Source organism: Streptomyces sp. NBC_00286, from assembly GCF_036173125.1.
GTDB lineage: Bacteria > Actinomycetota > Actinomycetes > Streptomycetales > Streptomycetaceae > Streptomyces.
This window is the reverse complement of sequence record NZ_CP108054.1, coordinates 646557-671662: the sequence shown is the minus strand read 5'-3', so window position 1 is coordinate 671662 and position 25106 is coordinate 646557. Positions and strand designations below refer to the sequence as shown.

17 protein-coding genes and 5 pseudogenes are annotated in these 25106 nt (G+C 70.4%); 12 read left to right on the top strand and 10 right to left on the bottom strand.

Going from position 1 to position 25106, the window contains the following annotated elements; translation table 11 throughout:
* The first annotated feature begins 325 nt into the window (after nucleotides 1-325).
* Both OHT21_RS03200 and OHT21_RS03195 read left to right on the top strand, forming a co-directional pair.
* Nucleotides 326-1201: a universal stress protein gene (locus tag OHT21_RS03200; protein WP_328766654.1), complete on the top strand. Its 876-nt coding sequence runs from the start codon at nucleotides 326-328 to the stop codon at nucleotides 1199-1201.
* A gap of 60 nt (nucleotides 1202-1261) precedes the next feature.
* Nucleotides 1262-2455: pseudogene (locus OHT21_RS03195) on the top strand (glycoside hydrolase family 65 protein); the annotation flags it as partial.
* Nucleotides 2456-2517: 62 nt separating this feature from the next.
* On the opposite strand, the pseudogene OHT21_RS03190 reads toward OHT21_RS03195, so the two are convergent.
* Nucleotides 2518-4310: pseudogene (locus tag OHT21_RS03190) on the bottom strand (sensor histidine kinase).
* 329 nt (nucleotides 4311-4639) lie between these two features.
* Between OHT21_RS03190 and OHT21_RS03185 the strand changes: the two are divergent.
* Nucleotides 4640-5317 carry a hypothetical protein gene (locus tag OHT21_RS03185; protein WP_328766653.1) on the top strand — a complete coding sequence of 226 codons (678 nt, stop codon included), beginning with the start codon at nucleotides 4640-4642 and terminating at the stop codon, nucleotides 5315-5317.
* 518 nt (nucleotides 5318-5835) lie between these two features.
* On the opposite strand, the gene OHT21_RS03180 is transcribed toward OHT21_RS03185, so the two are convergent.
* The 4 genes from OHT21_RS03180 to OHT21_RS03165 all read right to left on the bottom strand — a co-directional run bounded on the left by OHT21_RS03180 (nucleotide 5836) and on the right by OHT21_RS03165 (nucleotide 8683).
* Nucleotides 5836-6831, bottom strand: a complete 996-nt coding sequence (locus tag OHT21_RS03180) for an Acg family FMN-binding oxidoreductase (RefSeq protein ID WP_328766651.1) — start codon at nucleotides 6829-6831, stop codon at nucleotides 5836-5838.
* A gap of 191 nt (nucleotides 6832-7022) precedes the next feature.
* Nucleotides 7023-7187 carry a hypothetical protein gene (locus OHT21_RS03175; protein WP_328766650.1) on the bottom strand — a complete coding sequence of 55 codons (165 nt, stop codon included), beginning with the start codon at nucleotides 7185-7187 and terminating at the stop codon, nucleotides 7023-7025.
* A gap of 285 nt (nucleotides 7188-7472) precedes the next feature.
* Nucleotides 7473-8183, bottom strand: a complete 711-nt coding sequence (locus OHT21_RS03170; RefSeq protein ID WP_328773943.1) for a CBS domain-containing protein — start codon at nucleotides 8181-8183, stop codon at nucleotides 7473-7475.
* Between the two features lie 35 nt (nucleotides 8184-8218).
* Nucleotides 8219-8683 (bottom strand): Crp/Fnr family transcriptional regulator, encoded by a 465-nt coding sequence (locus tag OHT21_RS03165; RefSeq protein WP_328766648.1) that lies wholly within the window; start codon nucleotides 8681-8683, stop codon nucleotides 8219-8221.
* Nucleotides 8684-8876: 193 nt separating this feature from the next.
* Between OHT21_RS03165 and OHT21_RS03160 the strand changes: the two genes are divergently transcribed.
* The 6 genes and pseudogenes from OHT21_RS03160 (at nucleotide 8877) to pflA (ending at nucleotide 14561) form a co-directional block, all read left to right on the top strand.
* A complete protein-coding gene (locus OHT21_RS03160; RefSeq protein WP_328766647.1) occupies nucleotides 8877-9116 on the top strand; it encodes a hypothetical protein in 240 nt (79 codons plus the stop codon).
* Nucleotides 9117-9351: 235 nt separating this feature from the next.
* Nucleotides 9352-10260 carry a universal stress protein gene (locus OHT21_RS03155; RefSeq protein ID WP_328766646.1) on the top strand — a complete coding sequence of 303 codons (909 nt, stop codon included), beginning with the start codon at nucleotides 9352-9354 and terminating at the stop codon, nucleotides 10258-10260.
* Between the two features lie 47 nt (nucleotides 10261-10307).
* A pseudogene (locus tag OHT21_RS03150) lies at nucleotides 10308-10472 on the top strand (ornithine carbamoyltransferase); the annotation flags it as partial.
* A 6-nt stretch (nucleotides 10473-10478) separates the two neighbouring features.
* Nucleotides 10479-11402: a carbamate kinase gene (locus tag OHT21_RS03145; RefSeq protein ID WP_328773942.1), complete on the top strand. Its 924-nt coding sequence runs from the start codon at nucleotides 10479-10481 to the stop codon at nucleotides 11400-11402.
* 157 nt (nucleotides 11403-11559) lie between these two features.
* Nucleotides 11560-13818, top strand: coding sequence for a formate C-acetyltransferase (gene pflB / locus OHT21_RS03140; protein ID WP_328766645.1), 2259 nt, complete (start codon nucleotides 11560-11562; stop codon nucleotides 13816-13818).
* A complete protein-coding gene (gene pflA / locus OHT21_RS03135) occupies nucleotides 13815-14561 on the top strand; it encodes a pyruvate formate-lyase-activating protein (protein ID WP_328766644.1) in 747 nt (248 codons plus the stop codon). The genes pflB and pflA overlap by 4 nt, the downstream gene beginning before the upstream one ends.
* 497 nt (nucleotides 14562-15058) lie before the next feature.
* On the opposite strand, the pseudogene cydC reads toward pflA, so the two are convergent.
* From cydC to OHT21_RS03115, 4 genes and pseudogenes are all read right to left on the bottom strand, one after another.
* Nucleotides 15059-16780, bottom strand: a pseudogene (gene cydC / locus OHT21_RS03130) (thiol reductant ABC exporter subunit CydC); the annotation flags it as partial.
* 2 nt (nucleotides 16781-16782) lie between these two features.
* Nucleotides 16783-17031 (bottom strand): hypothetical protein, encoded by a 249-nt coding sequence (locus OHT21_RS03125; protein WP_328766643.1) that lies wholly within the window; start codon nucleotides 17029-17031, stop codon nucleotides 16783-16785.
* 55 nt (nucleotides 17032-17086) lie between these two features.
* Nucleotides 17087-18085: a cytochrome d ubiquinol oxidase subunit II gene (gene cydB, locus OHT21_RS03120; RefSeq protein ID WP_328766641.1), complete on the bottom strand. Its 999-nt coding sequence runs from the start codon at nucleotides 18083-18085 to the stop codon at nucleotides 17087-17089.
* 73 nt (nucleotides 18086-18158) lie between these two features.
* The gene (locus OHT21_RS03115; protein WP_328766640.1) at nucleotides 18159-19700 is read right to left on the bottom strand and encodes a cytochrome ubiquinol oxidase subunit I; all 1542 of its coding nucleotides are present in this window, start codon (nucleotides 19698-19700) and stop codon (nucleotides 18159-18161) included.
* A gap of 266 nt (nucleotides 19701-19966) precedes the next feature.
* On the opposite strand from OHT21_RS03115, the pseudogene OHT21_RS03110 reads away from it, so the two are divergent.
* The 3 genes and pseudogenes from OHT21_RS03110 to OHT21_RS03100 form a co-directional block, all read left to right on the top strand.
* A pseudogene (locus tag OHT21_RS03110) lies at nucleotides 19967-20185 on the top strand (hypothetical protein); the annotation flags it as partial.
* A gap of 142 nt (nucleotides 20186-20327) precedes the next feature.
* Nucleotides 20328-20954 carry a hypothetical protein gene (locus OHT21_RS03105; protein ID WP_328766637.1) on the top strand — a complete coding sequence of 209 codons (627 nt, stop codon included), beginning with the start codon at nucleotides 20328-20330 and terminating at the stop codon, nucleotides 20952-20954.
* Nucleotides 20955-21220: 266 nt separating this feature from the next.
* Nucleotides 21221-21439, top strand: coding sequence for a hypothetical protein (locus OHT21_RS03100; protein ID WP_328766636.1), 219 nt, complete (start codon nucleotides 21221-21223; stop codon nucleotides 21437-21439).
* Between the two features lie 401 nt (nucleotides 21440-21840).
* Here OHT21_RS03100 and adhE read toward each other — a convergent pair whose 3' ends face one another.
* A complete protein-coding gene (adhE, locus tag OHT21_RS03095; protein WP_328766635.1) occupies nucleotides 21841-24516 on the bottom strand; it encodes a bifunctional acetaldehyde-CoA/alcohol dehydrogenase in 2676 nt (891 codons plus the stop codon).
* Nucleotides 24517-25106 lie beyond the last annotated feature (590 nt).

Below are 25106 nucleotides of genomic sequence, written 5' to 3'. Positions count from 1 at the left end.
TGGTCAGGGCGCCGAAGACGCCGGTCCTCGCAACCACAATGGCCTTCCCTTCTCCATGACCTCGAGAGGCGGGCTCGTATCGGGGCACGGACGTCTCACCAGGCACGGACCCAGGCCAGCGCGAAGGCAGTGGCGGCGATACCGAGTGGCACCGAGCGCTGTGCTCCCGGCCACATGACTCCACGATCGTCGCAAATCGGCATGGTGCAACCCGGGCCGAGACCTCCCTGCGAGAGTCCGGCCACGTGTCGCGATGGCCCCGGGGCGGTGCGACGGTATTCACAGGGGGCCTTCGCGGTGGCCGGGCAGGAAGGCGGTAGGGACCATGGAGCTCCCGCTGGTCGTAGGTGTCGACGGATCGGAGTCCAGCCTGCAAGCCGTGGACTGGGCGATGGACGAGGCTGCGCGCCTCGGGCTGCCCTTGCGCCTCGTCTACGCCTCTCTCTGGGAGCGGTACGAGGGAAGCCGCCCGTCCTTCAGCACCGACCGCCCAGCGGAAGAGGTCATGGCCGAGCACATCATCGCGTCCTGCGCGGAACGCGCCCGGCTGCGCAACCCAGAGGTGAAGGTGTCGAGCGACGTGCTGCCCGACGACGCTGTGTCCGTGCTGCTGCACGCGGCACATGAATCCTCTGCCCTGGTCACGGGGTCCCGCGGCCGCGGCGAGGTCGCCGGGATGCTGCTGGGCTCGGTCAGCCTCACGGTGGCCGTCCGTGCCGCCTGCCCGGTCGTCGTGGTCCGCGGTGGGGAGCGGAACCGGCAAGGCTCCTTCGGCCGGGTCGTGGTCGGCGTCGGCGACTCCACCGAGGGCTCGGCTGCGCTGCGGTTCGCCTTCCACGAGGCCGAGGCACGCGGCTGCGCACTCAAGGCCGTACGGGCCTGGCGCCGCCCCGCCCACGAGCACGTGGACAGCCCTCTGATCGCCGATGATGCCGCACGTGCCCACGAGGAACGGGCCTCCACTCTCCTCACCGACGCACTGCGCGACGCCGAACGGAATCACCCGCAGGTCGAAGTGCGGCGCCAAGCCGTCGAAGGCCCCGCCCACAAGGCCCTCCTGGACGCCTCGGCCGACGCCGACCTGGTGGTTGTGGGTGCGCTGAGGCGGCACGGCCACTTCGGTCTGCAGCTCGGCAGGGCTGCCCATGCCCTGCTGCATCACGCCGAGTGCCCGGTGGCCGTCGTCCCGCAGCGGGTCTGAACTCCGGCGCGCGTCGCACGTTCCTGCACATCTCGTGACGGGAGAAGGCGAGGGCGACGGATGTCGGAGTGGACCTGGGAATACGAGGGATACGACCCCGCCGCCGAGCGGTTGCGCGAATCGTTGTGCACGCTCGGCAACGGCTGCTTCGCCACCCGCGGTGCTGTGCCCGAGAGCAGGGCGGGCCTGGTGCATTACCCGGCCACCTACGCCGCCGGGATCTACAACCGCCTGGAATCCGCTGTGGCGGGGCGACGGGTGGTGAACGAGGACCTGGTGAACCTCCCCAACTGGCTGCTCCTGCGGTTCCGTCTTCGTTCCGCCGACGGATCGGTGGGCCCGTGGTTCTCTCCCGACGCGCGGCGATTGTTCGACTACCGGCACACATTGGATCTCCGCCGTGCCACGTTGACGCGCACGTTCCGGTACTGGGACGACGAGGCGGCCGGCGTGCTGAGCGTGGAACAGGTCCGCCTGGTGCACATGGCGGATCCGCACCTGGCCGCGCTCCGAACCGTTTTCACGTCCGAGGAGTGGTCGGGCGAGGTCGAGGTCGAGTCCGTCCTCGACGGCGACGTGACCAACAACAACGTCCACCGCTACCGGTCCCTCAACCGGAACCACCTGACCCAGGTGCGGACGGGAGAGGCGGGGAACGATACGACGTGGCTGCGTTGCCGGACCAGCAGCTCCGACATCGCGATCAGCATGGCGGCGCGTACGGTCGTCACGGGACAGCGGCCCGCGTCGTCCGAGCTTCGCCCGTACAGCCACCGCGCCGTACACCGACTGGTGATCCCGATAGCCCCGGGCCGGCCCGCCGTGGTCGAGAAGACCGCGGCCCTGCACACCTCACATGACCTGGCGATCAGTGACCCGGTCGGAGCGGTGCTGGACCGGGTGACCGCTGCCGGGGATTTCTCGGAGCTCCTGGACTCCCACGTGGCGGCGTGGCAGCGGTTGTGGCGGCGGGCGGACGTCCAGGTCCCCGGCGAGGCGGGTCGTGTGCTGCGTCTGTATCTGTTCCATGTGCTGCAGACGCTCTCACCGCACACCGCGGAGCTGGACGTGGGTGTGCCGGCCCGTGGTCTGCACGGTGAGGCGTACCGGGGCCACGTCTTCTGGGACGAGCTGTTCGTGCTGCCGTATCTCAACCTGCACTTCCCGGAGGTCTCACGGTCGCTGCTGAACTACCGTCACCGGCGCCTGCCGCAGGCATGCCGCGCGGCTCGCGCGGCGGGCCGGTCCGGGGCCCCGAGCTTCCGGCCACGCGCCAGGCATCCGGCGCAGGTGGCCAGGGAGAGGCACAGGGCTCCTTACCCCTCGCCCACCGGCACCCGCCACACCAGCCGTGCGCCGCCGCCGGGAGGGCTGGCCACCTCCAGCGTGCCGCCCAACTGCTCAGCCCGGTCGGCCATGTTGCGCAGGCCGCTGCGGCGACCCTCGGACGGGATATCGATGCCGTTGTCGGAGACGGTGAGGCGCAGCTCGTCGCCGTCGTTCTCCACTACGATCTCGGCCCGCTCGGAGTGTGCGTGCCGGGCGATGTTGGTCAGGGCCTCGGTGAGGACGGCCATCACGTGGTCGGCGGTCTCCTTGGGGACCTGCGTGTCCAGCAACCCTTCCATGCGCAGGCTGGGCGCGAAACCCAGCACTGGGGCGGCCTCTCCGGCCGCGCGGACGATCTGGGCCCGCAGGCCCTGTCCCACGGCGTCCTCACGCGAGCGCAGCCCGAAGATCGTCGACCTGATGATCTTGATGGTCTCGTCCAGGTCGTCCACGGCCTGGAGCACCCGCTCCGAGGCCTGCGGGTGCTCGATGAAGCGCCCCGCGCTCTGCAGCGTCATGCCGGTGGCGAACAGCCGCTGGATCGCCAGGTCGTGGAGGTCACGGGCGATCCGGTCACGGTCCTGCAGGAGCGCGATCTTTTCGGCGTCCCTGCGGTGTTCTGCCAGTTCCATCGCGACCGCGGCTTGGGCGGCGAAGCCCTGCAGCGGTTCGGTCTCCTTCTCGGTGAACACCGTCCGATCCGCCGCGCGGACCAACAGAACCACGCCTCGTACGCCGTCTACGCTGCTGATGGGCACGGCCACGGCCGGGCCGAGGCCGGTGAAGGGCGGCGGACCCGACGAGACCAGCCCCCCCGCCTCCGGCCGGGGGCGCCCCGCTTTCGCTGCGCTCGTCGTGGGAGACGTCCGGGTTGGTGACCGGGGCGGCGTCGGAGAAGGCCCGGCCGATCAGGCTGTCGTCGACGGGCAGGACCAGCCCGCGGTGCCCTTCGGCTCCCTGTCCGATGGCCAGCTCCACCGTGAGCGAGTCGGTGCCCTCCATCGGCACGGCGACCACTGCGAGGGCGGCGCCCGTGATCTCCCTGGCCCGTTCGGCGATCAGCCCGAGCACCTCGCTGCGTTCGCTGCCTGACATCAGGCTGTGGGTGATCTCCGCGCTCGCCTGAAGCCAGCGCTCACGCAGCCGGGACTCCTCGTAGAGTCGGGCGTTGTCGATCGCCACGCCAGCCGCCACGGCCAGAGTCGACAGCACCGACTCGTCGTCTTCATCGAACTGCGCCCCACCCCGTTTCTCGGTCAGATACAGATTGCCGAAGACCTGATCCCGCACCCGGATCGGGACGCCGAGAAAGGTGTTCATCGGCGGGTGGCGGGGCGGGAAGCCGTACGAGGAAGAATGCTCGGAAATCTTTGGCAACCGCAGCGGCTCAGGGTGCCGGATCAGCTCCCCGAGGATGCCATGGCCCTCGGGGAAGGGACCGATCCGGGCGATCTGCTCCTCCTTGACCCCGACCGTGAGGAATTCCGACAGCCGCTTGCCGTCCGGTCCGATCACGCCCAGGGCGGCGTACTCCGCGTCCACCAGCAGGGCCGCTGCCTGCACGATGCTGCGCAGCGCCTGCTCGAGATCCAGCTCGCGGCCGACTGAGAGCACGGCCTCCAGCAGGCTGTGTACGTGGTCACGGGTTACCGCGGGCCGCGTCCAGGCGCGCCTGAAGCTCCTCCAGCAACTCGTCCAGCCTCAGCTGGGGCAGCCGTACGCGGGCGTCCCCGCTCCCTTTGGGGCTTCCCACCGGCGATCCTCCAGGTCCCCTCGGCATACCCACCGCCCGACCGATCCGGACACGTGCCACCGTATCGGTCCACGTCAAGCGGCGGTACGGGATCAGGGCAGCGGCCTGGGGGGCACGACGGCGGTCGGCTTCGTGGGAAGCGGGCGAAGCGGGCGGCGACGCTTTGGTGAGGTCGAGGAGCCGGTTGATGAGGCCTCACTGGTATCGGCGACAGCGTCGCGGGAGACGATCGGGGCGTCGGACACCCGAGGAATTGCCGTGGTGCGGGGCCGCCGGTCCCTGATGGGGCCGGGCTCTGGCGCTGGCGGTTGCGAGTTCCTGTGGTGGCACTGAAATGGAGCTGCGACGCTGAAGACATGAGCGAGCACCGGTCCAGGGCCCGGCGACGTCCTTTCGGCGTGGCGGCCGCTGCGCTGGCGCTGTACGGCGTCTTTCTGCGGCCGCGGGTGCTGACCTGGGGCACCGAGCGCGACGAAGCTGAACGCGGCTTCCCCGGCGATGACCTCATCCCCGAGGCCCACGGCTCCTCGACCATGGCCACGACCCTGCCGGCGCCGCCCGAAGAAGTCTGGCCCTGGCTGCAGCAGATGGGCTGCAACCGCGGCGGCTGGTACAGCTGGGACCGCCTGGACAACGGCGGACGCCCGAGCGCGCAACGCATCGTCCCCGAGTGGCAGCGCCTGGAGCAGGGCCAGCACCTGGACTCCCTGCCGAGCGGCGACGCCTGGTTCACCGTCGCGGCCCTGGAACCGGAGCGGACACTGGTGCTGCGCTCACAGGTCCAGCTCCCGTCGGGGCGCCCCTTCGACGAGCGGTACGGCCGGCTGCCCACGGCGTACATCGACTCGATCTGGGGCTTCCACCTCCGGCCGGAGTCCGGCGGAAGAACCCGGCTCATCGTCCGCGCGCGGGCCCACAGCCGCCCGCGGCTCCTCACCCGGTCCATGGACGTGCTGTTCTGGGAACCCGCGCATCTGATCATGCAGACCCGCCAGTTCCACAATCTGCGCACGCGCGTCGGTGCGGAGGCATGAATCCGGGGAGGACGCCGAGGCATTGCACCCGCGGACCGACTTCGTGCGGATCCTCGTGGAACAGGCGGTACGCTCGCCCGTCCTCGCACAGCACGTAGCCCCGGACCTTCCGCCGCGCAGGCGGCGCCGTCGGGGCGATGTCGTAGACGATGCTCGTCAGGATCAGCGCTCCGGCCAGCGAGGCAATCTGCTCGAAGAGCTTGGGGAAGTGTCCTCGTCCCGGTCGTCGCGGTGCTGGTCGTGGCCGCCGTGCGCGTCCTGGCACGCAGTTGCGGGCCTGCAGCACCGGTCCGGCCGCCACCGGGTCGGCCGTGCGGCCCACGGCGTCAGCGTGCCGGGCGGTCTCGGACAGGAAGAGTTCGTTGCAGACGACGAGCGGGCAGGCGTCCAGGGCTTGGATCACCCGGTACTGACCTCCGCGGACCCCCGCACGGTGGCGGCGCATCCTCGGCCTCCCAACTCGGCGTGCTCACTGCGGGCCACTGTGACGGGGGTCACTCAAGCACCGCTTCCGGCGCTCAGCGTGCGGCTGACAGTGGTTCCTCGGCCAGTGCCTGTTCCGCTGTCCTGCGCGGGGAAGGCGGTCCCTCCGGCCCGTACCCGAGGCGGAGCACCATCTGGGCGTGAGCGCGCCGGTCGCCAGGGCCCTGTCCGAGTTGGTCGCGCAGGTCCGGCCACTCCAGTGCCTGATGCAGCAGGGATGCCCGTACGCCGTGCGCGGTGGCCACCAGCAGGACGCGTTCGAGCGCCTGGCCGGCGCGCAGCCAGTCGGCCCGCCGGTCGTGCCCCGTGGAGAGCACCATAAGGGAGGGCCACGTCTCGAAGGGGCGGGCGGCCAGCACGGCCGGGTGCCGGTGGGCGCCGAAGTCCCGCATGGGGACCCGGTCCCGGAAGTCCTGCGGTCCCAGCGTCCCGGGCGGCATACCGAGGGCCGCACCGTTCGGTTCGTGCACCCAGCGGCGGCTCTCCGCGGCCCGGTCGGGGTCGGCCGTGTTGCGATGCTCAGCCTCGCGGGTGAGCTGCAGCAGGCGGTCGGTCTCGGCCGGACCGGGACGACTCAACAGGGCGCCTTCGGCGTGTGCAGCCTCGGCGAGCTCTGCCAGGACGGCGGTGGGCAGCGGTCGCTCTGAGTACGGGAAGCGGCTGCTGTGCCGACGCCACAGAGCGTCGTACAGGTGTGGTGTGGAGGAGGAGGCGGTGGTGCCGCCGAATCGCATGGCCGCGAGCAGGTCCGGCTCGTCGGGCCGGGGCAGCAGCCGGGTCACCGGCTCCCTGCCGAAGTGAGCCACCGCCACCCGGAGATTGAGCACCGCGCAGCCCACGGAGAGGTGCAGGGCGCGCCCGGTCGGATCGATGTGGCGCAGCCCGCGATCCGCCGCGGCACGGATCTCCAGTGTGACGGTGTCCGGGTCCAGCCGGAACCGCCAGGGCTGTGTGTTATGGATCGAGGGGGCGGACACGGCCGCGGAGACCAGGTCCTCCAGGGCCGGGACAGCGAGAACCGCAGAGCGCATCGGGAACTCCTCCCCGCCCTACGCCGACGGGGCGGCGGGGCTTGTCGTGAGCAGATGCCAGCGTGGCGCCCACGCCAGTGGCCGCAGGAGGGGCCGTACGGCCCTATCCGGTTCCGAACGGCCCGACTTCATTTCGCGGGAGTATCTGACCTGGGACGTTCGCGGCGGGCGAGGACGGCGGCCCGTATCCGCTACGGATTCGGACTCTGCCGCGTGAAGGGGCGTGCCTCGGTCACGTCGGACAGCGCGAGCGTGAAGGTCGGCACCGCGGTGTCGGTGTGGACGGACGGATGCGAGCAGTTGGTGTCCGCACTGATCGGCTCGGCGGCGGCGGCGCGTGTGGTGCTGACCGGCACGGGGGGCTTTGGTGGGGGCTGGTGATCCTCGCGGGCGGGCACGTGATCCGTCTGCGGATCGAGCGCCGGGCCACCGAGCTGTGGGCGGATCGAGCGCCGGGCCACCGAGCTGTGGGCGAGGAGTGGGACCGGAGCCGGCCGCAGTGGGGGCGCAAGACCAGCTGAGGCCCGGCCGCAGGTGTGCATCACGCGTTCCTGCGGTCCGCCTCGGGTTCGGCTGTTCCCCCGCCGTGGCTCTGATTGTCTCTGGAGGCGATCTCCTGAGGCTCGTTCACTCGCGGTGGGTCATGACAGCGACGCGTTCTCGCTCTTGCCGTGGCCTGACGGGGCAGTGGCCGACTCGGAGGAACCGCCGTGCTCGGCGAGGTTGAACTCCACGTTCACGACGCCCTCGACGGCCCGGACCAGACGTGCGGCCACGGGCACCAAAGACGTGTCCCGGATGCGGCCGCTGAGCGTCACGACCCCGTCCCGCACCGCCACGCGTACGGCTGACGTCGGCGCGGGGAAGAGGTACGACACCACTTCCCGGCGTACCTCCTCCGCGATGTCCTCGTCGTCGCGCAGGAACACCTTCAGCAGGTCGGCGCGGCTGACGATGCCCTGCAGCATGCCGACGTCGTCGACCACCGGGAGCCGTTTGACCTTGGCGTGTGCCATGGTCCGGGCGGCCTGGGCGAGCGTCGCGTCGGCGTGGACGGTGAGGGCCGGTGAGGTCATCAGCTCTCCGGCGGTCACCGCGCCTGCCTTCGCCAGGTCGGAGAGGCGGCGCAGCTGGGTGTGCCGGTCGGGGTCGCTGTCGCGGAACTCCTCCTTGGGCAGCAGGTCGGCCTCGGACACCACCCCGACGACCCGGCCCTCACCTTCCAGGACGGGCAGGGCGCTGACCTTCCAGTCCTGCATCATCCGCACGATCTCCTTGAAGGCGGCCTCGCGGCCGATGGCGGCGACGGTCTCACTCATGACATCGCTCACGATGTGCGGGCTGCCGTGCATCATGCCTCCCTGGGGGGTCGGTTCCTGCGACGCGGTCACAGGAGGTTGCCGCTGCCATAGGGGGCGTACAGGTCCAGCAGCCGGGTGCGGGCCGAGCGCAGGCGGTGGGCGAGGACGTCGCCCACCCACTGGGCGACGCTCGCGCCGAGCGCGGGGTCGTCCTTGCACATCGAGCGGATCATGGTGGCGTCGAACTCGTAGGCGCGCACCGGGGTGGTTGCCTCGGCGCCCAGGTGCCAGGTGTGTGGGGCGAACAGCCAGGACCAGCCGATGAGTTCGTTGTGTCCGAGGGTCTCGATGACGGCGGCGCGGCGGCCGGGCACGCGCATGTCGAGGGCGACGCTGCCGGTACGGATGATCCAGAACCGGTCGGCGCGGCGGCCCTCCTCGAAGAGACGGGTGCCCTGGGGGAACGACACCTCCCGGGCGAAGCGCATCAGCCGTTGCCGGTGCTCGGCGGGCAGCGCCCGCAGCATGCCGGCCGTCGCGGGAGCGTTCATGACGTGCCTCCGATCAGGGCGTACGAACCTGCCATGTCCAGCGTGGCCTCGTGCCCCCTCCTGGGCCATGGGCCACCCGGCCCTATGGCCGGGCCTCCCGGCACCCCGTGTGAGCCCTTGGACCCGCTGAGCCGGAACGGGCCCTGCGGTTCGATGAAGTCGGGAGACAACCCGCTGGAAGGGGGTGTTCATCGTGGGTACGTCACTGACCCCGGAGTTCTGGAGGCTGTTCGCCGTCCTCCTGGTGATCTCTATGGCGGTCACCTTCGTGCTCAGCGCCGCGCTCGACGCTCCCCCAGCCTTCGGCCGGGGGGACCCCCATCTCGCTTCGCTCGCGCTACGGGTACAGCGGCGCCACATTCGTCGTCGGCCGACGGCCACGCGGATGACCGAGGCGTCCCGTCGACCCGTTCGGACCGCGGTCCGGCACTGAGCCACAGCAGCGCGGAGCGTTGTTGTCGCGCTGGGAACCCATGGTGGCGTTGGTCCGGACATCCGAGCCCCCTTGGCGAAGTGGGTTCCGGCACGCGTGCGAGCCCTTAGCGGGGCTGGAGTTGGGGCCGAATGGGTCCAGGAAGGGCCTGTACGGCCTCTGCGCACAAGGCCGTTCCTGCACGACGCTTCGAACCAGAAGTGCAAAACAGGCTCGGACGGAGGAGGTAGGCAGCATGCTTCAGCAGGTCACCGCGGGAGTTGACGGTTCCACCGAGAGTCTCGCGGCCGCGCACTGGGCGGCTCGGGAAGCCCTGCGTCGCGGGGCCTTGTTGAGGCTGGTGCACGCGTGGACGTGGCACCCTCGCCCGGCCTCCTCCGTACCGGCGGACGCGAGCGAGGGCGATTGGGCCGAGCGGACCCTGAACCAGGCGGTCATGAGCGTCCGCGCTGCGTACCCCGGGCTGCGGATCGTCGACCAGTTGGTGTCCGGCTCCGCGGTCGACGCCCTGCTCGCGGCGGCCGAGGAGGCGGAGCTGACGGTGCTCGGCTCCCGCGGGCTCAGCGGTGTCGCGGGGTTCCTGGTCGGCTCTGTGTCCCAGCGGGTCGTCGCCAGGTCCGAGCGCCCCGTGGTGCTTGTCCGTGCGGGTGAGACCGCCGCCGACGAGCACCTTCCGGCCCCGGACGGTGTCTCGCCGGAGGAGATCCCCGAGATCCCGTACCGCGATGTCGTTCTCGGGCTGGACACCCGGCGCCCCTGCGATGAGCTGATCGAGTTCGCTTTCGAGGCCGCCCGCCGCTACGGCGCCGCACTGCACGTGATCCACGCCTTCAGCGTTCCGTCGGCCGACGGCGCCGACCTGCGCGCGGTAACCGGGTCCGGGCCGGAGTTCCTCGCGGCACAGGAACGCGCCGTCATCGCGACGCTGCGGCCGTGGTGCGTGAAGTTCCCCGGGATCTCCGTGACCGAGACCGTCTCCGAAGGCAGGGCGGCCACGGCACTGGTGCGCGCCTCGTCCGGAGCTTCCCTCGTCGTGGTGGGGCGCCGCACACGGGACGGCCGCCTTGGCACTCACATTGGCCCCGTGACACACGCGGCGCTGCACCATGTCAGCTGCCCTGTTGCCGTGGTACCGCACGCCTGAAGCGACTCCCAAGGTGCTTCCGTCGGCGCCCTCCACCTGTTGGCGCTCACGACCACCGCACCGGCCTGGACCGGGAACTGGTCGACACCTATGGCCTCGACGGACCGGAGGTCACCAACGAGTTCATTCCCTCGCCCACCTACACCGTCTTCGACCAGGCGGAGAACCGGTTGCACATCATCAAGGCCGTGCTGGTCGCCACCCTGGAGGACCGAACCGTGCGCATCGTCATCGCCCTCGGCGGCAACGCCCTGCTGCGCCGGGGTGATCGCCCTGACGCAGCCGTGCAGCAGGCGAACATCGACCGGGTGGCCACCGCCGTCGCCGGCCTCGCCCTCGAACATGAGATCGTCCTCACCCATGGCAACGAGCCGCAGATCGGCCTGCTCGCCATGGAGAGCGCGGCCGACCCGATCCTGACCGCCCCCTGTCCGCTGGACCTCCTGGGTGCCCAGACAGAGGGGCTGATCGGCTCGCTGCTGGTCCGCGCCCTGCACGACACGCTGCCCGGCCACAAGATCGCCGCACTGGTCACCCACACCCTGGTACGGGCCGACGATCCGGCCTTCGCGCGACCCACGAAGCGCGTCGGCCCCCTCTACCCTCGGGACGTCGCCCGCTCCCTGGCGCGAAGGCGCGGCTGGCACATCGCCAAGGACGCCACCGGGTGGCACCAGGTCGTCGCCTCTCCCGCGCCCGAGGGGATCGTGGAGACCGAGACCATCCACGACCTGCTCACCTGCGGCGTGCTGGTCATCTGCGCCGGCGGCGGGGGCGTCCCCGTCACCGCCGACCACGACACCGGCGCACTGACCGGTGTCGAGGCGGTCGTCGACAAGGACCTCACGGCAGCTCTGCTCGCCGAGGAACTCAAGGCCGACTTCCTGCTCATCCTCACCGACGTCCCGAATGTCTACGCCGACTACGGCACCCAGCACCAGCAGCCCGTCCTCGACGCAACCCCCGACGACCTGCGCCGCGGAGGCTATCCCAACGGCTCCATGGGCCCCAAGACGGAGGCCGCCGCACGATTCGTCGAACGCACCGGCGGTCTGGCCGCGATCGGTGCCCTCGACGCGGCGTACGAGATCGTTCACGGGAGGTCGGGAACCCTTGTGCGCCCTGACCTGACCGTCGGCTGAAGTCCGTCAGGGCGGGGCCGGGGGCCGAACGGCCCCATGGCCCGGGGACGGACGGCACCGTTCACAGGCCCTGTCCGGCACTGCCCGCAAACCCGGCGGAGGACAAGTATCTGCAGTGAGAGACGCACGCATGCGAACAGGGAGAGGACATCCGGGGATGACCATAACCGTGACAGCTGGCAGCCGAAGGGCCGAGGCATGGCGAGGCTTCGCCGGCACACGCTGGCGCGACCGCATCGACGTGCGTGACTTCATCCAGGCCAACTACACGCCGTACGAGGGTGACTCGGCGTTCCTGGTCGGTCCGACCGAGCGCACCCTCACGGTCTGGCGCAAGGTCAGCGCGCACTTCCCCGAGGAGCGCCGCAAGGGAATCTTTGACGTCGACCCGGGCAATCCGTCCACCATCACCTCGCACCGGCCGGGCTTCATCGACCGAGACCGGGAGCTGATCGTCGGCCTGCAGACGGATGCCCCGCTGCGGCGGGCGATCATGCCCAACGGCGGGTTGCGCATGGTCGAGAGCAGTCTGAAGGCGTACGGCTACCAGGCCGACCCCTTCGTCAAGCGCGTCTTCGGCACCTACCGCAAGACCCACAACGACGGCGTCTTCGACGCCTACACCCCCGAGATGCGCGCCGCCCGCAAGGCCGGGATCATCACCGGCCTGCCGGACGCCTACGGCCGCGGCCGGATCATCGGCGACTACCGGCGGGTCGCGCTGTACGGCACCGACCGGCTCATCGAGTCCAAGCGGGCCGAGCGTGCCCTGCTGGACGCGCGGCCCTCCAGCCCGGATGTCATCAGGGATCGCGAGGAACTGGCCGAGCAGATACGGGCGTTGGGTGAGCTGACCCGGATGGCGGCCTCGTACGGCTGCGACGTCTCCCGCCCCGCCGCCACTGCCCACGAGGCCGTCCAGTGGCTCTACCTCGGCTTCCTGGCCGCCGTGAAGGAGCAGAACGGCGCCGCGATGTCGCTGGGCCGCACCTCCACGTTCCTGGACGTCTACGTGCAGCGGGATCTCGACGAGGGCACCCTCGACGAGACCCGGGCCCAGGAACTGATCGACGACTTCGTGATCAAGCTGCGGATCGTACGGTTCCTGCGCACCCCGGAGTACGACGCGCTGTTCTCCGGCGACCCGACCTGGGTGACCGAGTCCATCGGCGGCATCGGAGGCGACGGGCGCACGCTGGTCACCCGCACCTCCTTCCGCTTCCTGCAGACCCTCTACAACCTCGGCCCGGCCCCGGAGCCCAACCTGACCGTGCTGTGGTCGCCTCAACTGCCCTCCGGCTTCAAGGAGTTCTGCGCTCAGGTGTCCATCGACACCAGCGCCGTGCAGTACGAGTCCGACGACCTGATGCGGCCACGCACCGGCGACGACACCGCGATCGCCTGCTGTGTGTCGGCGATGACGGTAGGTCGGCAGATGCAGTTCTTCGGCGCGCGGGTGAACCTGGCCAAGGCCCTGCTGTACGCGATCAACGGCGGCCGGGACGAGGTGACCGGTGAGCAGATCGCGCCCGAAGCGCCCGCCCTGACCGGCGAGTACCTGGAGTACGGGGAGCTGTCGGCCGCGTACGACCGCATGCTGGACTGGCTGGCGGCCACGTACGTCAACACGCTCAACGTCATCCACTTCATGCACGACAAGTACGCGTACGAGCGCATCGAGATGGCGCTGCACAACCACCCGGTGTACCGCTACATGGCCTGCGGCATCGCCGGACTCTCGGTGGCCGCCGACAGCCTCTCCGCCGTCAAGCACGCGCGCGTGAAGGTGATCCGGGACGACACCGGGCTGGCCGTCGACTACGAGACCGAGGGCGAGTTCCCCGCGTACGGCAACAACGACGACCGCGTCGACTCCATCGCGGCCGACCTCGTGAAGTCCTTCATGTCCAAGGTCCGCCGCCACCCCACCTACCGGGACGCCGAGCACACCCAGTCGGTGCTGACCATCACCTCCAACGTGGTCTACGGCAAGCACACCGGCAACACCCCCGACGGCCGCCGTGCCGGAGAGCCCTTCGCGCCCGGCGCCAACCCGATGAACGGCCGGGACCGGCACGGGGTGGCCGCCTCCGCCCTCTCGGTCGCCAAGCTGCCGTACGAGGAGGCCCGGGACGGCATCTCGCTGACCACGACGATCACCCCCGAGGGTCTGGGGCACAACCCGGACGAGCGGCCGGGCCACCTGGTCGGCATCCTCGACGCCTACATGGCTTCCGGCGGCTTCCACATGAACGTGAATGTCCTGGACCGGGCGACCCTGGAGGACGCCATGGAACACCCGGAGAAGTACCCGGAGTTGACGATTCGGGTCTCCGGGTACGCCGTCAACTTCGTCCGCCTGACCCGCGAGCAGCAGCTCGACGTGATCAGCCGCACCTTCCACGGATCACTGTGAGCACGACAGTCGAGCCGGTGACGGGCCGGGTCCACTCCTGGGACCTGTCCACGGGAGTGGACGGTCCCGGGACCCGGTTCGTGCTCTTCGTCAACGGCTGCCCACTGCGCTGCCTGTACTGCGCCAACCCGGACACCTGGCACATGCGCGACGGGCGCCAGGCCACGGCCGACGAGGTGATGGCGGAGATCGAGAAGTACCGGGCCTTCATCAACACCGCAGGTGGAGGGGTGACCATCACGGGCGGCGAGCCGCTGCTCCAGCCCGCCTTCACCGCCTCGGTCCTGCGCCGCTGCAAGGAGGCCGGACTGCACACCGCTCTCGACACTTCCGGCTTCCTGGGCGCCCGCGCCACCGACGAACTCCTCGCCGACACCGACCTGGTCCTCCTGGACATCAAGTCCTTCGATGTCCGCACCTACCGGAAACTGACTGGCGGCGAACTCGCGCCAACCCTGAACTTCGCCACGCGCCTGAACCGCCTCGGCAGCCGGATGTGGATCCGCTACGTCCTGGTACCCGGCTGGACCGACACCCCGGAAGCCGTCGACGGCCTCGCCCGCTTCCTGGCCGGCCTCGGAAACGTCGACCGCGTGGAGGTCCTGCCGTTCCACAAACTCGGCGCCGCGAAATACGACGCCCTCGGCCTGCCCTTCCCACTTCGCGACACCCCGAGCCCGGGGCCCGAACTGGTCCGGCGGGTCCGGGAGCAGTTCCGCGAGCGGGGTCTGACCGCGTTCTGAACGGCCGGGTCCCGGTGCGGCTTTGTCCTCACCAGGGTGGGTCCGGATCACGGTGTGACAGAGACTGCTCTCCGGCACGGCCGAGGCCGACGGCCCCTCACACGCCTTCCTCGTTCGGCCGAGGATGGACTCCTACCGCGGGACCGCTGCACCAGGCGAGAGCCGGTACGACCTCGGCATCGCGTGCTCGGGATGTTCGGCCCAATGTCAGTGCCATGCCTCAGACTTGAGGGATGCACAGGAACGGCAGCCTGTTCAACCACGGGCACCTTCGCGACTATCTGCGGAACAGAATCGAAAAAGATCACCCGGGCGGTCGACGCGTGGGACGCCGAGAAGCTCCTGGCGATGCCTGAGGCCGACATCATCGAGGAGCTGACGAACGACTTCCGCATCGTGGTGCCGACGCTCGACCGCGAGGGCGTCGAGATCGAGCCGTTGAAGGAGAGCTACGGCGGCGTGGTTCGGCCGGGCCGTTGTCGTGTTCGATGGAGCACTCAAGCGGCAGCTCGCGCCGGCTCGGCTGCCTGCTCCTGCTCGGCCGTTCGCCGCAACGGGCCTGGTACGGCCATGAGTTGGGCCCAGGTGCCGCGCTGGACCACGCGGCCGTGGTCGAGGACGACGATCTCCTCGACGTCCTCAAGTCCCGCCAGCCGGTGGGTGATCAGCACGGTGGCGCGTCCCCGCGTGGCCGCGAGGAGGTCGGTCGTGAGTGCGTCGGCTGTGGGCAGGTCAAGGTGTTCGGCGGGTTCGTCGAGTACGAGGACCGGGAAGTCGGCGAGCAACGCGCGGGCCAGGGAGAGGCGTTGGCGCTGACCTCCGGAGAGGCGGGCGCCGTGCTCGCCGACCGGGGTGTCGAGGCCGGCGGGCAGGTCCCGTACCCAGGAGTCGAGGCGGGCCGCGGCGAGCGCCGTCCACAGATCGGCGTCGGTGCACTCGGGGCGGGCCAGACGGAGGTTCTCGCGGAGGATGCTGTCGAAGAGGTGCGCGTCCTGGGCGCACAGGCCCACGACACGTCGTACGTCGTGTCCGGCCAAGCACGTCGCGTCGGTCCCGGCGAGCGTGTAGGTGCCCGCCGCGGGGTCGAGGAAGCGGAGCAGGACGTGGGCGAGGGTGGTCTTGCCGGAGCCGCTCGGTCCGACGACCGCGATCCGGCGCCCGGGGGAGAGGTCCAGGTCGATGCCGCTGAGCGCCGGCTCGCGGCGGCCGGGCCAGACGGCGGTCAGCCCGCGCAGTCGAAGGGGCAGAGACGGCTGGGGGAGCGGGGCCGGGTGCTCGGGTTCGCGGACCGGGACGGGAGCGTCGATGACGTCGACGACCCGTTCCGCGGCTCGGCGGCTGCGCTGCCGTACCTGGGCGGCGGCAGGGAGTCCCGACACCGCCTCGAACGCGGCGAGCGGGGTGAGGATCAGTACCGCGAGCAGAACCCCGTCCAGTCGGCCGGCGGCCACCGCCTGGACGCCCACGGCCGCGCAGGCGGTGGTCGTGAGCCCGGCGAGCAGCGCCACAAGCCCGGAGCCGAGCCCCGCGGTGGCGGCCGAGCGGGCGGCGATCCGGGTCATGCGGCGGTCCGAGGCTCGTACGGCGGCCAGTTGCCGGGGCAGTGCGCCGGTCACCGTGAGCTCGGCGGTACCGGACAACGCGTCCAGGACGGTGGTCGCCAGTTCGCCGCGAGCCGGTGCCTGGCGGCGTTCGGTACGGCGAGAGGTGGTCGCGGTCAGCAGGGGAACGCCCACGCCTGCGAGCAGCAGTCCGGTGGCGAGCACGATTCCGGCGGCGGGCAGCACCGCGCCCAGCAGTGCCGCGGCCGCCGTTCCCACCAGGGCCGCCGCCGCGGCCGGGAGGCGGAAGCGCAGGAGGTGGTCCTGCACGGAGTCGACGTCGGTGACGAACCGGGACAGCAGATCCCCCTTCCGATACAGGCGCAGTCCGGACGGAGCCAGCCGCTCCAGTCGTCCGTACACGGCGGTTCGCAGGGTGCCGAGACCGCGCAGTACGGCGTCGTGGGCCACCAGCCGCTCGGCGTAGCGCAGGACGCTGCGTCCGATGCCGAAGGCCCGTACGCAGGTCACCGCGACCATCAGGTGCAGCACCGGCGGCTGCTGGGAGGCGCGCGAGATCAGCCAGCCCGACGTGCCCATGAGTGCGACGGCACACCCGAGGGCGAGCGCGCCGAGCACGACCGCCAGGGCGAGGCGAGTGCGTATGCGCCCGGTGACGGTCATCCGTACAAGGGTGAGCCAGGCGACCGCGGCCCGACCGGACGAGAGGCGGCGGCCAGCAGGAGCAGTGGGCCTTGCAGAGAAGTAAGGTCCCGGCCGTCTTCGAAGGCCCCCACCACCACCTCGGCGATGACCGCGGCCTGGACCACGAGCAGCCCCGCGCCGATCGTGCCCAGGGCCACCGAGGCGGCGAGAAAGAGCCGGGTGGCACGCGCGTGGCGCAGCAGCCGCGGGTCGACGGGTTTCATCGCGTGTGTGCCTTTCGGGCTCTGAGGACGCTGGGGCTCTGGGGCTCTGGGATTGTCAGGCGGCCGGGATGTGCTCGACACCGATGCGCTTGCGGAACACCCAGTACGTCCAGCCCTGGTAGAGCAGCACGACCGGCGTCATGATCGCCGCCACCCAGGTCATGACCGTCAGCGTGTACGTGGACGAGGAGGCGTTGCTCACCGTCAGACTCCATGCCGAGTTCAGGCTGGACGGCATCACGTCCGGGTAGAGCGCGAGGAAGAGCATCGCGACGGCCCCGGCGACGGTGACGCCGGAGAGGGCGAACGCCCAGCCCTCGCGGGCCCGTTGGTTCGCGGCGAGCGCGCCGAGCAGCGCGACGACCGTGAGGACGAGCGCGACGAGGCTGCGGACGTTGCCGCCGCTGCCCTGGGTCCACAGCAGGAAGACCAGCGCGAACCCGGCGGTGGCGAGCCCCGCCCGGCCGGCCAGTGTGCGGGCCCGGTCGCGGATGTCGCCGCGGGTCTTGAGCGCCGCGAACACCGCGCCGTGGAAGGTGAACAGGGTGAGCGTGACGAGGCCGCCGAGGAGGGCGTACGGGTTGAGCAGGTCCAGGACCGTACCGGCGTACTCGCCCTCGGCGTCGATCTTCACGCCGTGGACGATGTTCGCGAAGGCCACGCCCCACAGGAACGCGGGCAGCAGGGAGGTCCAGAACAGGGCGTGCTCCCAGTTGCGCTTCCACCGGGTGTCGTCGCGCTTGCCGCGGTACTCGAAGGCGACGACCCGCACGATCAGGCAGACCAGGATGGCCAGCAGGGGCAGGTAGAAGCCGCTGAACAGGGTGGCGTACCAGACCGGGAAGGCGGCGAAGGTGGCGCCGCCTGCGGTGAGCAGCCACACCTCGTTGCCGTCCCAGACCGGGCCGACGGTGTTGATGAGCACCCGGCGCTCGGCCTCGCCGCGGGCGAGCAGCTTGGTGAGGATGCCGATCCCGAAGTCGAAGCCCTCCAGGAAGAAGTAACCGATCCACAGGACGGCGATCAGGGCGAACCAGACGTCGTGCAGCTCCATGGCCGTGTCTCTCTCCGTCTCTCCGGAAGTCTCGGACGGTCGTCAGAAGGTCTCGGAAGATCTCAGCGGGTTCTCAGTAGGCGAAGGTCATCGGGCGGTCGGAGTCCTCGTCGGCGGCCGGGCCGCGCAGCGAGGGGACCTCCGGCGGCGGCAGTTCCTCGACGGGACCGGCCTTGGCGTACTTGACGAGCAGCCGCACCTCGACAACGGCCAGGACGGCGTACAGGGCGGTGAAGACGCTGAGTGAGGTGATCTGCTCGGCGACGGAGACGCCGGGCGAGACCGCGTCGGCGGTGGTCATCAGCCCGTACACGCTCCACGGCTGGCGGCCCATCTCGGTGAAGATCCAGCCGAAGGAGTTGGCGACCAGCGGGAAGCCCATGGTGAGGACGGCGAGCCGCCAGGCCCAGGAGTTCAGGGCGGGACCCAACTCCCGCTTCGAGGTGAGCATCAACACGGGGACCTGGTCCTCGCCGCGCCGCTTGCCGTCGGCGAGCCACCGCTTCTTCCTCGTCAGCCACAGGCCGGCCAGGCCGATCGCGAAGGAGGCCATGCCGAAGCCGATCATCCAGCGGAACGACCAGTAGGCGGTGGGGATGCTGGGCTTGTAGTCGTCGGCGAGATCACCGTACTTCGCCTTCTCCAGCGCCTCGACGGTACTGATGCCGGGCACCGCCGAGGTGAAGTCGCCCTTGGCGAGGTAGGACAGCAGTCCGGGTATCTCGACCTCGACGGTGTTGCGGCCCTCGGCGACATCGCCGTACGCGAAGAGGGAGAAGGGCGCCGACTCCTCCGTCTCCCAGAGGGCTTCGGCGGCGGCCATCTTCATGGGCTGCTGCTCGTACATCACCTTGGCGAGCGCGTCGCCGCTGACCGCCGTGCCGAGACCGGCGATGACGACCGTGACCAGGCCGAGGCGCAGCGACGTGCGCATGGCGGCGATCCGGCCGGGAGTCTCCGGCTTCGTGGCCTTCGACGCGCGGCGCAGCTGGTACGCGGCGATGCCGACGATGAAGGCTCCGCCTGTGAGGAAGGAAGCGGTGAGGGTGTGGAAGACGACGACCAGGGTGGTCTTCTGGAACAGCACGGCCGCGATGTCGTTGAGTTCGGCGCGGCCGGTGACCTCGTTGACCTCGTATCCGACCGGGTGCTGCATCCAGGAGTTGGCCGCCAGGATGAAGTACGCCGACAGGAAAGTGCCGATCGCCACCAGCCAGATGCACGCCAGGTGGATCTTCCGGGGCAGCTTGTCCCAGCCGAAGATCCACAGGCCGATGAAGGTGGACTCGAAGAAGAACGCGAGCAGCGCCTCCATGGCGAGCGGGGCGCCGAAGACGTCACCGACGAACTTCGAGTAGGCGGACCAGTTCATGCCGAACTGGAACTCCTGCACGATGCCGGTGGCCACGCCCATCGCGACGTTGATCAGGAAGAGCTTGCCCCAGAACCGGGTGGCCTTGAAGTACTTGTCCTTGCCCGAGTGCACCCAGGCGGTCTGCAGCCCCGCGACGAGGAAGGCCAGGCTGATGGTGAGCGGGACGAACAGGAAGTGGTAGACGGTCGTGATGCCGAACTGCCATCGGGCCACGGTCTCCTGAGCCAGCGCCAGCTCCACGGCGGGCCTCCTCGTGTGCGGGGTCGCGCGCACCCCGGGGCCCGGGGGTCGGCAAAGGGAAAGGGACAGACCGGCCACGGAGGGCGCCGGCCCGTGGACGACACCCTCGCGGGCGGGCATACCGCCAGGACAGGCGCCGTACGGTCCGGCCACTGGGGCCGAACGGACCCCAGTTCCGGCCCTCCTCTGGGCCGAATGGCACTACCGCTCCCGGCGACTGGTCACCGGGCCGCGTGAACTCGTCCGCGGCCGCACCATGTACGGGTGAGACCGGCACCACGACCACGCCGTTCGACATGGTGGTCCGCAACGACATGGACCGCTACCGCCTGGTCATGGACGTCATCGACCGCGTCCCCGGCCTGGCGGTGCGTGCCGCCGTAGTACGCCGGCGGAGGGACGACGCCCGCCCGCACCACCACGACTGGATCCGCGCCCACGGCACCGACCTGCCCAGGGTCGCCGACTGGGTCCGGGACGCCTGAACGGACCGGCGGAGACGGGACCTTCGGCCCAGTTCTCCGGGCCCTCGGGGCCCTCCGAACTCCCTTGGCGGAGCGGGACATTGGAGGCGCAAGGAGAGTTGTTGATACCTCCAGGCGTCACCCCTTGGAAGGGATGAGCATCATGGCAGTCCACAACCACCCGCAACGGCACGCGGGGTTCCACTTCCCGTCCCTGCGCAAGACCCGGACGGCGGCACCGGAGTCCGCCGACACGACCACCGCGGCGGCGACGGCGACCCGCGCGTATGTCTTCGCCGGGCTCCGCGTCCTGACCGGATTCGTCTTCCTGTGGGCGTTCCTGGACAAGACCTTCGGCTTCGGCTACGCGACCCAGTCCGGCAACGGCTGGATCGATGGCGGCTCGCCGACCAAGGGCTTCCTCAGCGGCGTGGCCGTCGGGCCGATGGAGTCCACCCTCCATGCCTGGGCGGGCGATGCCTGGGCGAACTGGCTGTTCATGCTCGGTCTGCTGGGCATCGGCCTCGCCGTCACCGCCGGTATCGGCCTGCGGATCGCGGCCGTCGCGGGGACCGCGATGATGGCGTTGATGTGGATCGCGGAGTGGCCGCCGGCCAAGCACCTGTCCGACGGCGCGGCGAGCATGTCGACGAACCCGTTCGTCGACTACCACCTCATCTACGCCGTCGTCCTGATCGCCCTCGCGGCCGCGGGCGCCGGCGCCACCTGGGGCCTGGGCAAGGCGTGGGCGCGGCTGCCGTTCGTCAGCCGCAACCGCTGGCTGCTCTGACCTCCGCACCCATCGGGCCGGGGCACCGCCGCAGAACAGCGGCGGTGCCCCGGTCGTTTGTGCCGCCCACCGCCATCACCGGCGCCGATCGCCTGCACACACGGACCAGTGGGCCCCCTGCGCCCGCCGCGCGCCACGAGAGTGGAGTCACCTCGAGGGCCTCAGGAGGATCGCGTGGACGGTGCCGCTCATTGGGGCTGCCTCCCGCATCGGACGGGACGTGGCGACGGCCCTGCAGTACTGACCACGACGAAGGAGTGGTTTGCATGACAGGCCGTTACCCGATCGTCCGGCATCGCGAGCTGCGGCCGCGGTGGCGGTGGAGCGCGTGGCGCGAGCGGCGTCATCCGCTCATCGCCGGGCGCGGTGAGGTTCTCGTGTACGACGTAGGCAGGGCGTACACGACCGGGACGGCCGCTCCCACGCGGCGCACCGCCGTGCCCTGGTCAATGTCCGCCCCGGCATATCCGCCCGCTGGGAGCTGACGGCACACGGCAGCAACTGCGACTTCCCCGTCACGTTGACCTTCCGCTGCACGGTCGTCGACCACGTCGAGGCAGCACGGAGGCGTACAAGTGCCCCGTGGGACGTTCAGTACGTCCTCGCTCAGGACGACAGGCCGTGGGGGCCGCAGCGGACGCGCCCCGAGGGCGACGAGGACGGCCTGCGCCAGGCCCTGACCGCGCTTCTCGAAACGCGACCGGCCCACCGGGAAAGCGCCGGGGTGCGGGTGGAACTCGCGCGGATGAGTGTGGGGCCGGGACCCCACGGCATACCGACAGGGAGGGGCGGCGGCTGTGGGCAAGGGCCCCAGAGGGTCGATCAAGCATCGGCTCGATCTCGCCTTGCTGGGGCCCTTGCCCACTGTCCCGCCGTCCGACCGGTCCTACTCGCCAGGCAAGTCGACCGGTCCGTAGTAGGCCGCCTTCATGAGCTGCTGCATGTCGTCGAGCATCGGCATGCGCGGGTTGGCCGGCGCGCATTGGTCCTCGTAGGCGTTCATGGCCTGCTGGGGCAGGGCGTCGAGGAAGGCGCGCTCGTCGACGCCGAGGGCCCGGAACGACGGCTCGATGCCGACGGCGGTACGCAGCCGTTCCACCGCGGTGGCGAGGGATTCGACGCCCTCGGCGGGGGTGGCGGCGGGCAGGCCCAGGGTGCGGGCGATGTCCTGGAATCGTTCGGGGGCGCGGTAGTTCTCGTACTTCGGCCAGCCGGTGAGCTTGCTCGGCACGGTGCCGTTGTAGCGGATGACGTGGGGGAGCAGCACCGCGTTGGTGCGTCCGTGGGCGATGTGGAAGGTGGCGCCGAGGGTGTGCGACATGGCGTGGACGATGCCGAGGAAGGCGTTGCCGAAGGCCATGCCGGCGATGGTGCCGGCGTTGTGCATCTTCTCCCGCGCCTCGGCGCTGCCCGCACGGTTGTTCACCGCGGCGTCGAGGTGGTCGAAGATGAGCCGGATGGCGTGCAGGGCGGGGCCGTCGGTGAAGTCGTTGGCGTACACGGACACGTACGCCTCGATGGCGTGGGTGAGGGCGTCGAAGCCGCTGTCGGCCGCGAGGGCCGGGGGCAGGTCGGCGGTGAGCAGCGGGTCGACGATGGCCACGCTGGGCGTGAGCGCGTAGTCCGCGAGGGGGTACTTCTTGCCGGTGGCGGGGTCGGAGATGACGGCGAACGGGGTGACTTCGGCGCCGGTGCCGGAGGTGGTGGGGATGCACACCAGGTGGGCGAGCTTGCCGAGGACCGGGAAGCGGAAGGCCCGCTTGCGGATGTCGGAGAACTTCTGCCGCATGTCGGCGAAGTCAAGGTTCTTGCCGGCCGCCTGCTGCTCGTACAGCAGCCACATCACCTTCGCCGCGTCCATGGGCGAGCCGCCGCCGAGCGCGATGATCGTGTCCGGGCGGAAGTCGCGCATCAGACGGGCGCCGCGCTGGACGGAGTCGATGCTGGGCTCCGGCTCGACGTTGTCGATGATCTGCAGTGTCACGGGTTGAGGGCGGCGTTGCAGGACGCGGCCGATGCGGTCGACGAAGCCGAGGCGGGTCATGGTCGCGTCGGTGACGATGGTGACGCGGTGGACGTCGGGCATGGAGGCCAGGTAGCGGATGGATCCCGGCTCGAAGTAGATCTTCGGCGGGACCTTGAACCACTGCAGGTTGTTGTGGCGGGAGGTGACCCGCTTGATGTTCAGCAGCTGGGCGGCGGAGACGTTGTTGGACACCGACGTGCTGCCCCAGGAACCGCAGCCGAGCGTCAGCGACGGCAACAGGCTGTTGTAGATGCCGCCGATGGCGCCCTGCGAGGAGGGCGCGTTGACGATGGTCCGTACTGTTTTCATGCGAGTGCCGTACGCCTCCGCCAGTGCCGTGTCCTCGGTGTGGATGACGGCGGTGTGGCCCTGGCCGTGGAAGGCGACCATGTCGGCGGCCAGGTCGAAGCCCTGTTGTTCGGAGCCGGCGCGCAGCACGGCGAGTACCGGGCAGAGCTTCTCGCGGGTCAACGGCTCGTCCGGGCCGACCCGTTCGGCCTCGACCAGGATGACCGAGGTGTCCTCGGGCACGCTGAAGCCGGCCTGCTCCGCGATCCAGGCCGGGCTCTGCCCGACGGCCGCCGCGTTGACCTTGGGTTCGCAGCCACCGCCCGCGGCCTTGTCGGTCGGGAAGAGGAACTCCTCCAGCTTCGCCTTCTCCTCGGCCGTGGCCAGGTGGGCGTGCAGGGTGCGGAACTCGGTCAGTGCATCGTCGTAGATCTCGGCGTCCAGGATGACGGCCTGCTCGGACGCGCAGATCATGCCGTTGTCGAACGACTTGGACAGCACCAGGTCGTTGACGGCCCGGCGCAGCTTGGCGCTCTTGTGCACATACGCCGGGACGTTGCCGGCGCCGACACCGAGGGCGGGCTTGCCCGCCGAGTACGCGGCCTTCACCATCGCGTTGCCGCCGGTCGCCAGGATCAGCGACACCCCAGGGTGGTGCATCAGCGCGCCGGTCGCCTCGATCGACGGCGTCTCGATCCACTGCACGCAGTGCTTCGGCGCTCCCGCGGCGACGGCCGCCTCGCACACGATGCGGGCCGCCTCGGCGCTGGACCGCTGGGCGGAGGGGTGGAAGGCGAAGACGACGGGGTTGCGGGTCTTCAGTGCCATGAGCGCCTTGAAGATCGTGGTGGAGGTCGGGTTGGTGACGGGCGTGACCGCGCACACGACGCCGACCGGTTCGGCGATCTCGATCATGTTGTCGATGTCGTCGCGGGCTATGACGCCGACGGTCTTCATGGGGCCCATGCTGTGCGTGACGTGCTCGCACGCGAACATGTTCTTGGCGGCCTTGTCCTCGATGAGGCCGCGACCGGTCTCCTCCACCGCGAGCAGGGCCAGTGCGGTGTGCCGGTCGAGGGCGGCGACCGACGCCTTCTTCACGATGTGGTCGACCTGCTCCTGTGTCAGCGCCTCGTAGTCGGAGAGCGCCTTGAGCCCGTTCGTGACCAGTCGGTCCACCGCGATGGCGGTCTCGGACGGCGCACCGCCCAGGGCGGCGGCTCGGGTTCGGGCGTCCTGTCGGGTCATGGGGATTGCGCCTCCGTCGTCGAGGTCATGGGCCGGAAGACCGGCAACTTGCCGTGTGAGGAGCGCATCGCGAGGGATCGGTACCGCTCCCAGTACCACCGTCTCGCAGGCGGGAGCCGCCACCCAGGCGCCGAAGGTCCCGGCCGGGGCCCGACCGGCCCCGGATCGCCGGGGCAGGTCGGCACCTGACGGCGAGGTGCGCCGGATCGAGGACTGGGGCGGGCATCCGAAGGTCCGGCTGGAGGCCTTCGTCTATGGCGCGGCACTCAGCGAAGTGGTAGTCAACGCGACCGTGGGCGTCACCCGACCGGCAAGAATCGTCAGTCGTGAAGGTGCTGGCCGCGATCGTGTTCGTGGCCATGAAGGCTGCCCGTGCCGTCGGCTGCCACTGGTCGTTGGTCGTCCGGGCTCAGCGTGCACCGGTGGTTCACCAAGTGGGGCCGGGCCGGAGTGCGGGCCGGCTCCACCGGCTGGCGCTGGACGGGCTCGGAGGTTCCCGGACCCGGTTCGAGCTGGCAGGCACCCGGGCTGGTTGGGTGGGGTTCAGCGAGATCGGCGACGATGCGGGCATCGCCGGGCGAGGGGGCGTC

Excerpts from the sequence above, each read along its gene's own strand:
- OHT21_RS03185 (WP_328766653.1), top strand. The coding sequence starts at position 4,640 with ATGAGCGAGCACCGGTCCAGGGCCCGGCGACGTCCTTTCGGCGTGGCG.
- adhE (WP_328766635.1), bottom strand. The coding sequence starts at position 24,516 with ATGACCCGACAGGACGCCCGAACCCGAGCCGCCGCCCTGGGCGGTGCG.
- OHT21_RS03200 (WP_328766654.1), top strand. The coding sequence starts at position 326 with ATGGAGCTCCCGCTGGTCGTAGGTGTCGACGGATCGGAGTCCAGCCTG.
- OHT21_RS03105 (WP_328766637.1), top strand. The coding sequence starts at position 20,328 with ATGGCAGTCCACAACCACCCGCAACGGCACGCGGGGTTCCACTTCCCG.
- OHT21_RS03100 (WP_328766636.1), top strand. The coding sequence starts at position 21,221 with ATGACAGGCCGTTACCCGATCGTCCGGCATCGCGAGCTGCGGCCGCGG.
- OHT21_RS03155 (WP_328766646.1), top strand. The coding sequence starts at position 9,352 with ATGCTTCAGCAGGTCACCGCGGGAGTTGACGGTTCCACCGAGAGTCTC.
- OHT21_RS03170 (WP_328773943.1), bottom strand. The coding sequence starts at position 8,183 with ATGCACGGCAGCCCGCACATCGTGAGCGATGTCATGAGTGAGACCGTC.
- OHT21_RS03165 (WP_328766648.1), bottom strand. The coding sequence starts at position 8,683 with ATGAACGCTCCCGCGACGGCCGGCATGCTGCGGGCGCTGCCCGCCGAG.
- cydB (WP_328766641.1), bottom strand. The coding sequence starts at position 18,085 with ATGGAGCTGCACGACGTCTGGTTCGCCCTGATCGCCGTCCTGTGGATC.
- pflB (WP_328766645.1), top strand. The coding sequence starts at position 11,560 with ATGACCATAACCGTGACAGCTGGCAGCCGAAGGGCCGAGGCATGGCGA.
- OHT21_RS03180 (WP_328766651.1), bottom strand. The coding sequence starts at position 6,831 with ATGCGCTCTGCGGTTCTCGCTGTCCCGGCCCTGGAGGACCTGGTCTCC.
- OHT21_RS03125 (WP_328766643.1), bottom strand. The coding sequence starts at position 17,031 with ATGAAACCCGTCGACCCGCGGCTGCTGCGCCACGCGCGTGCCACCCGG.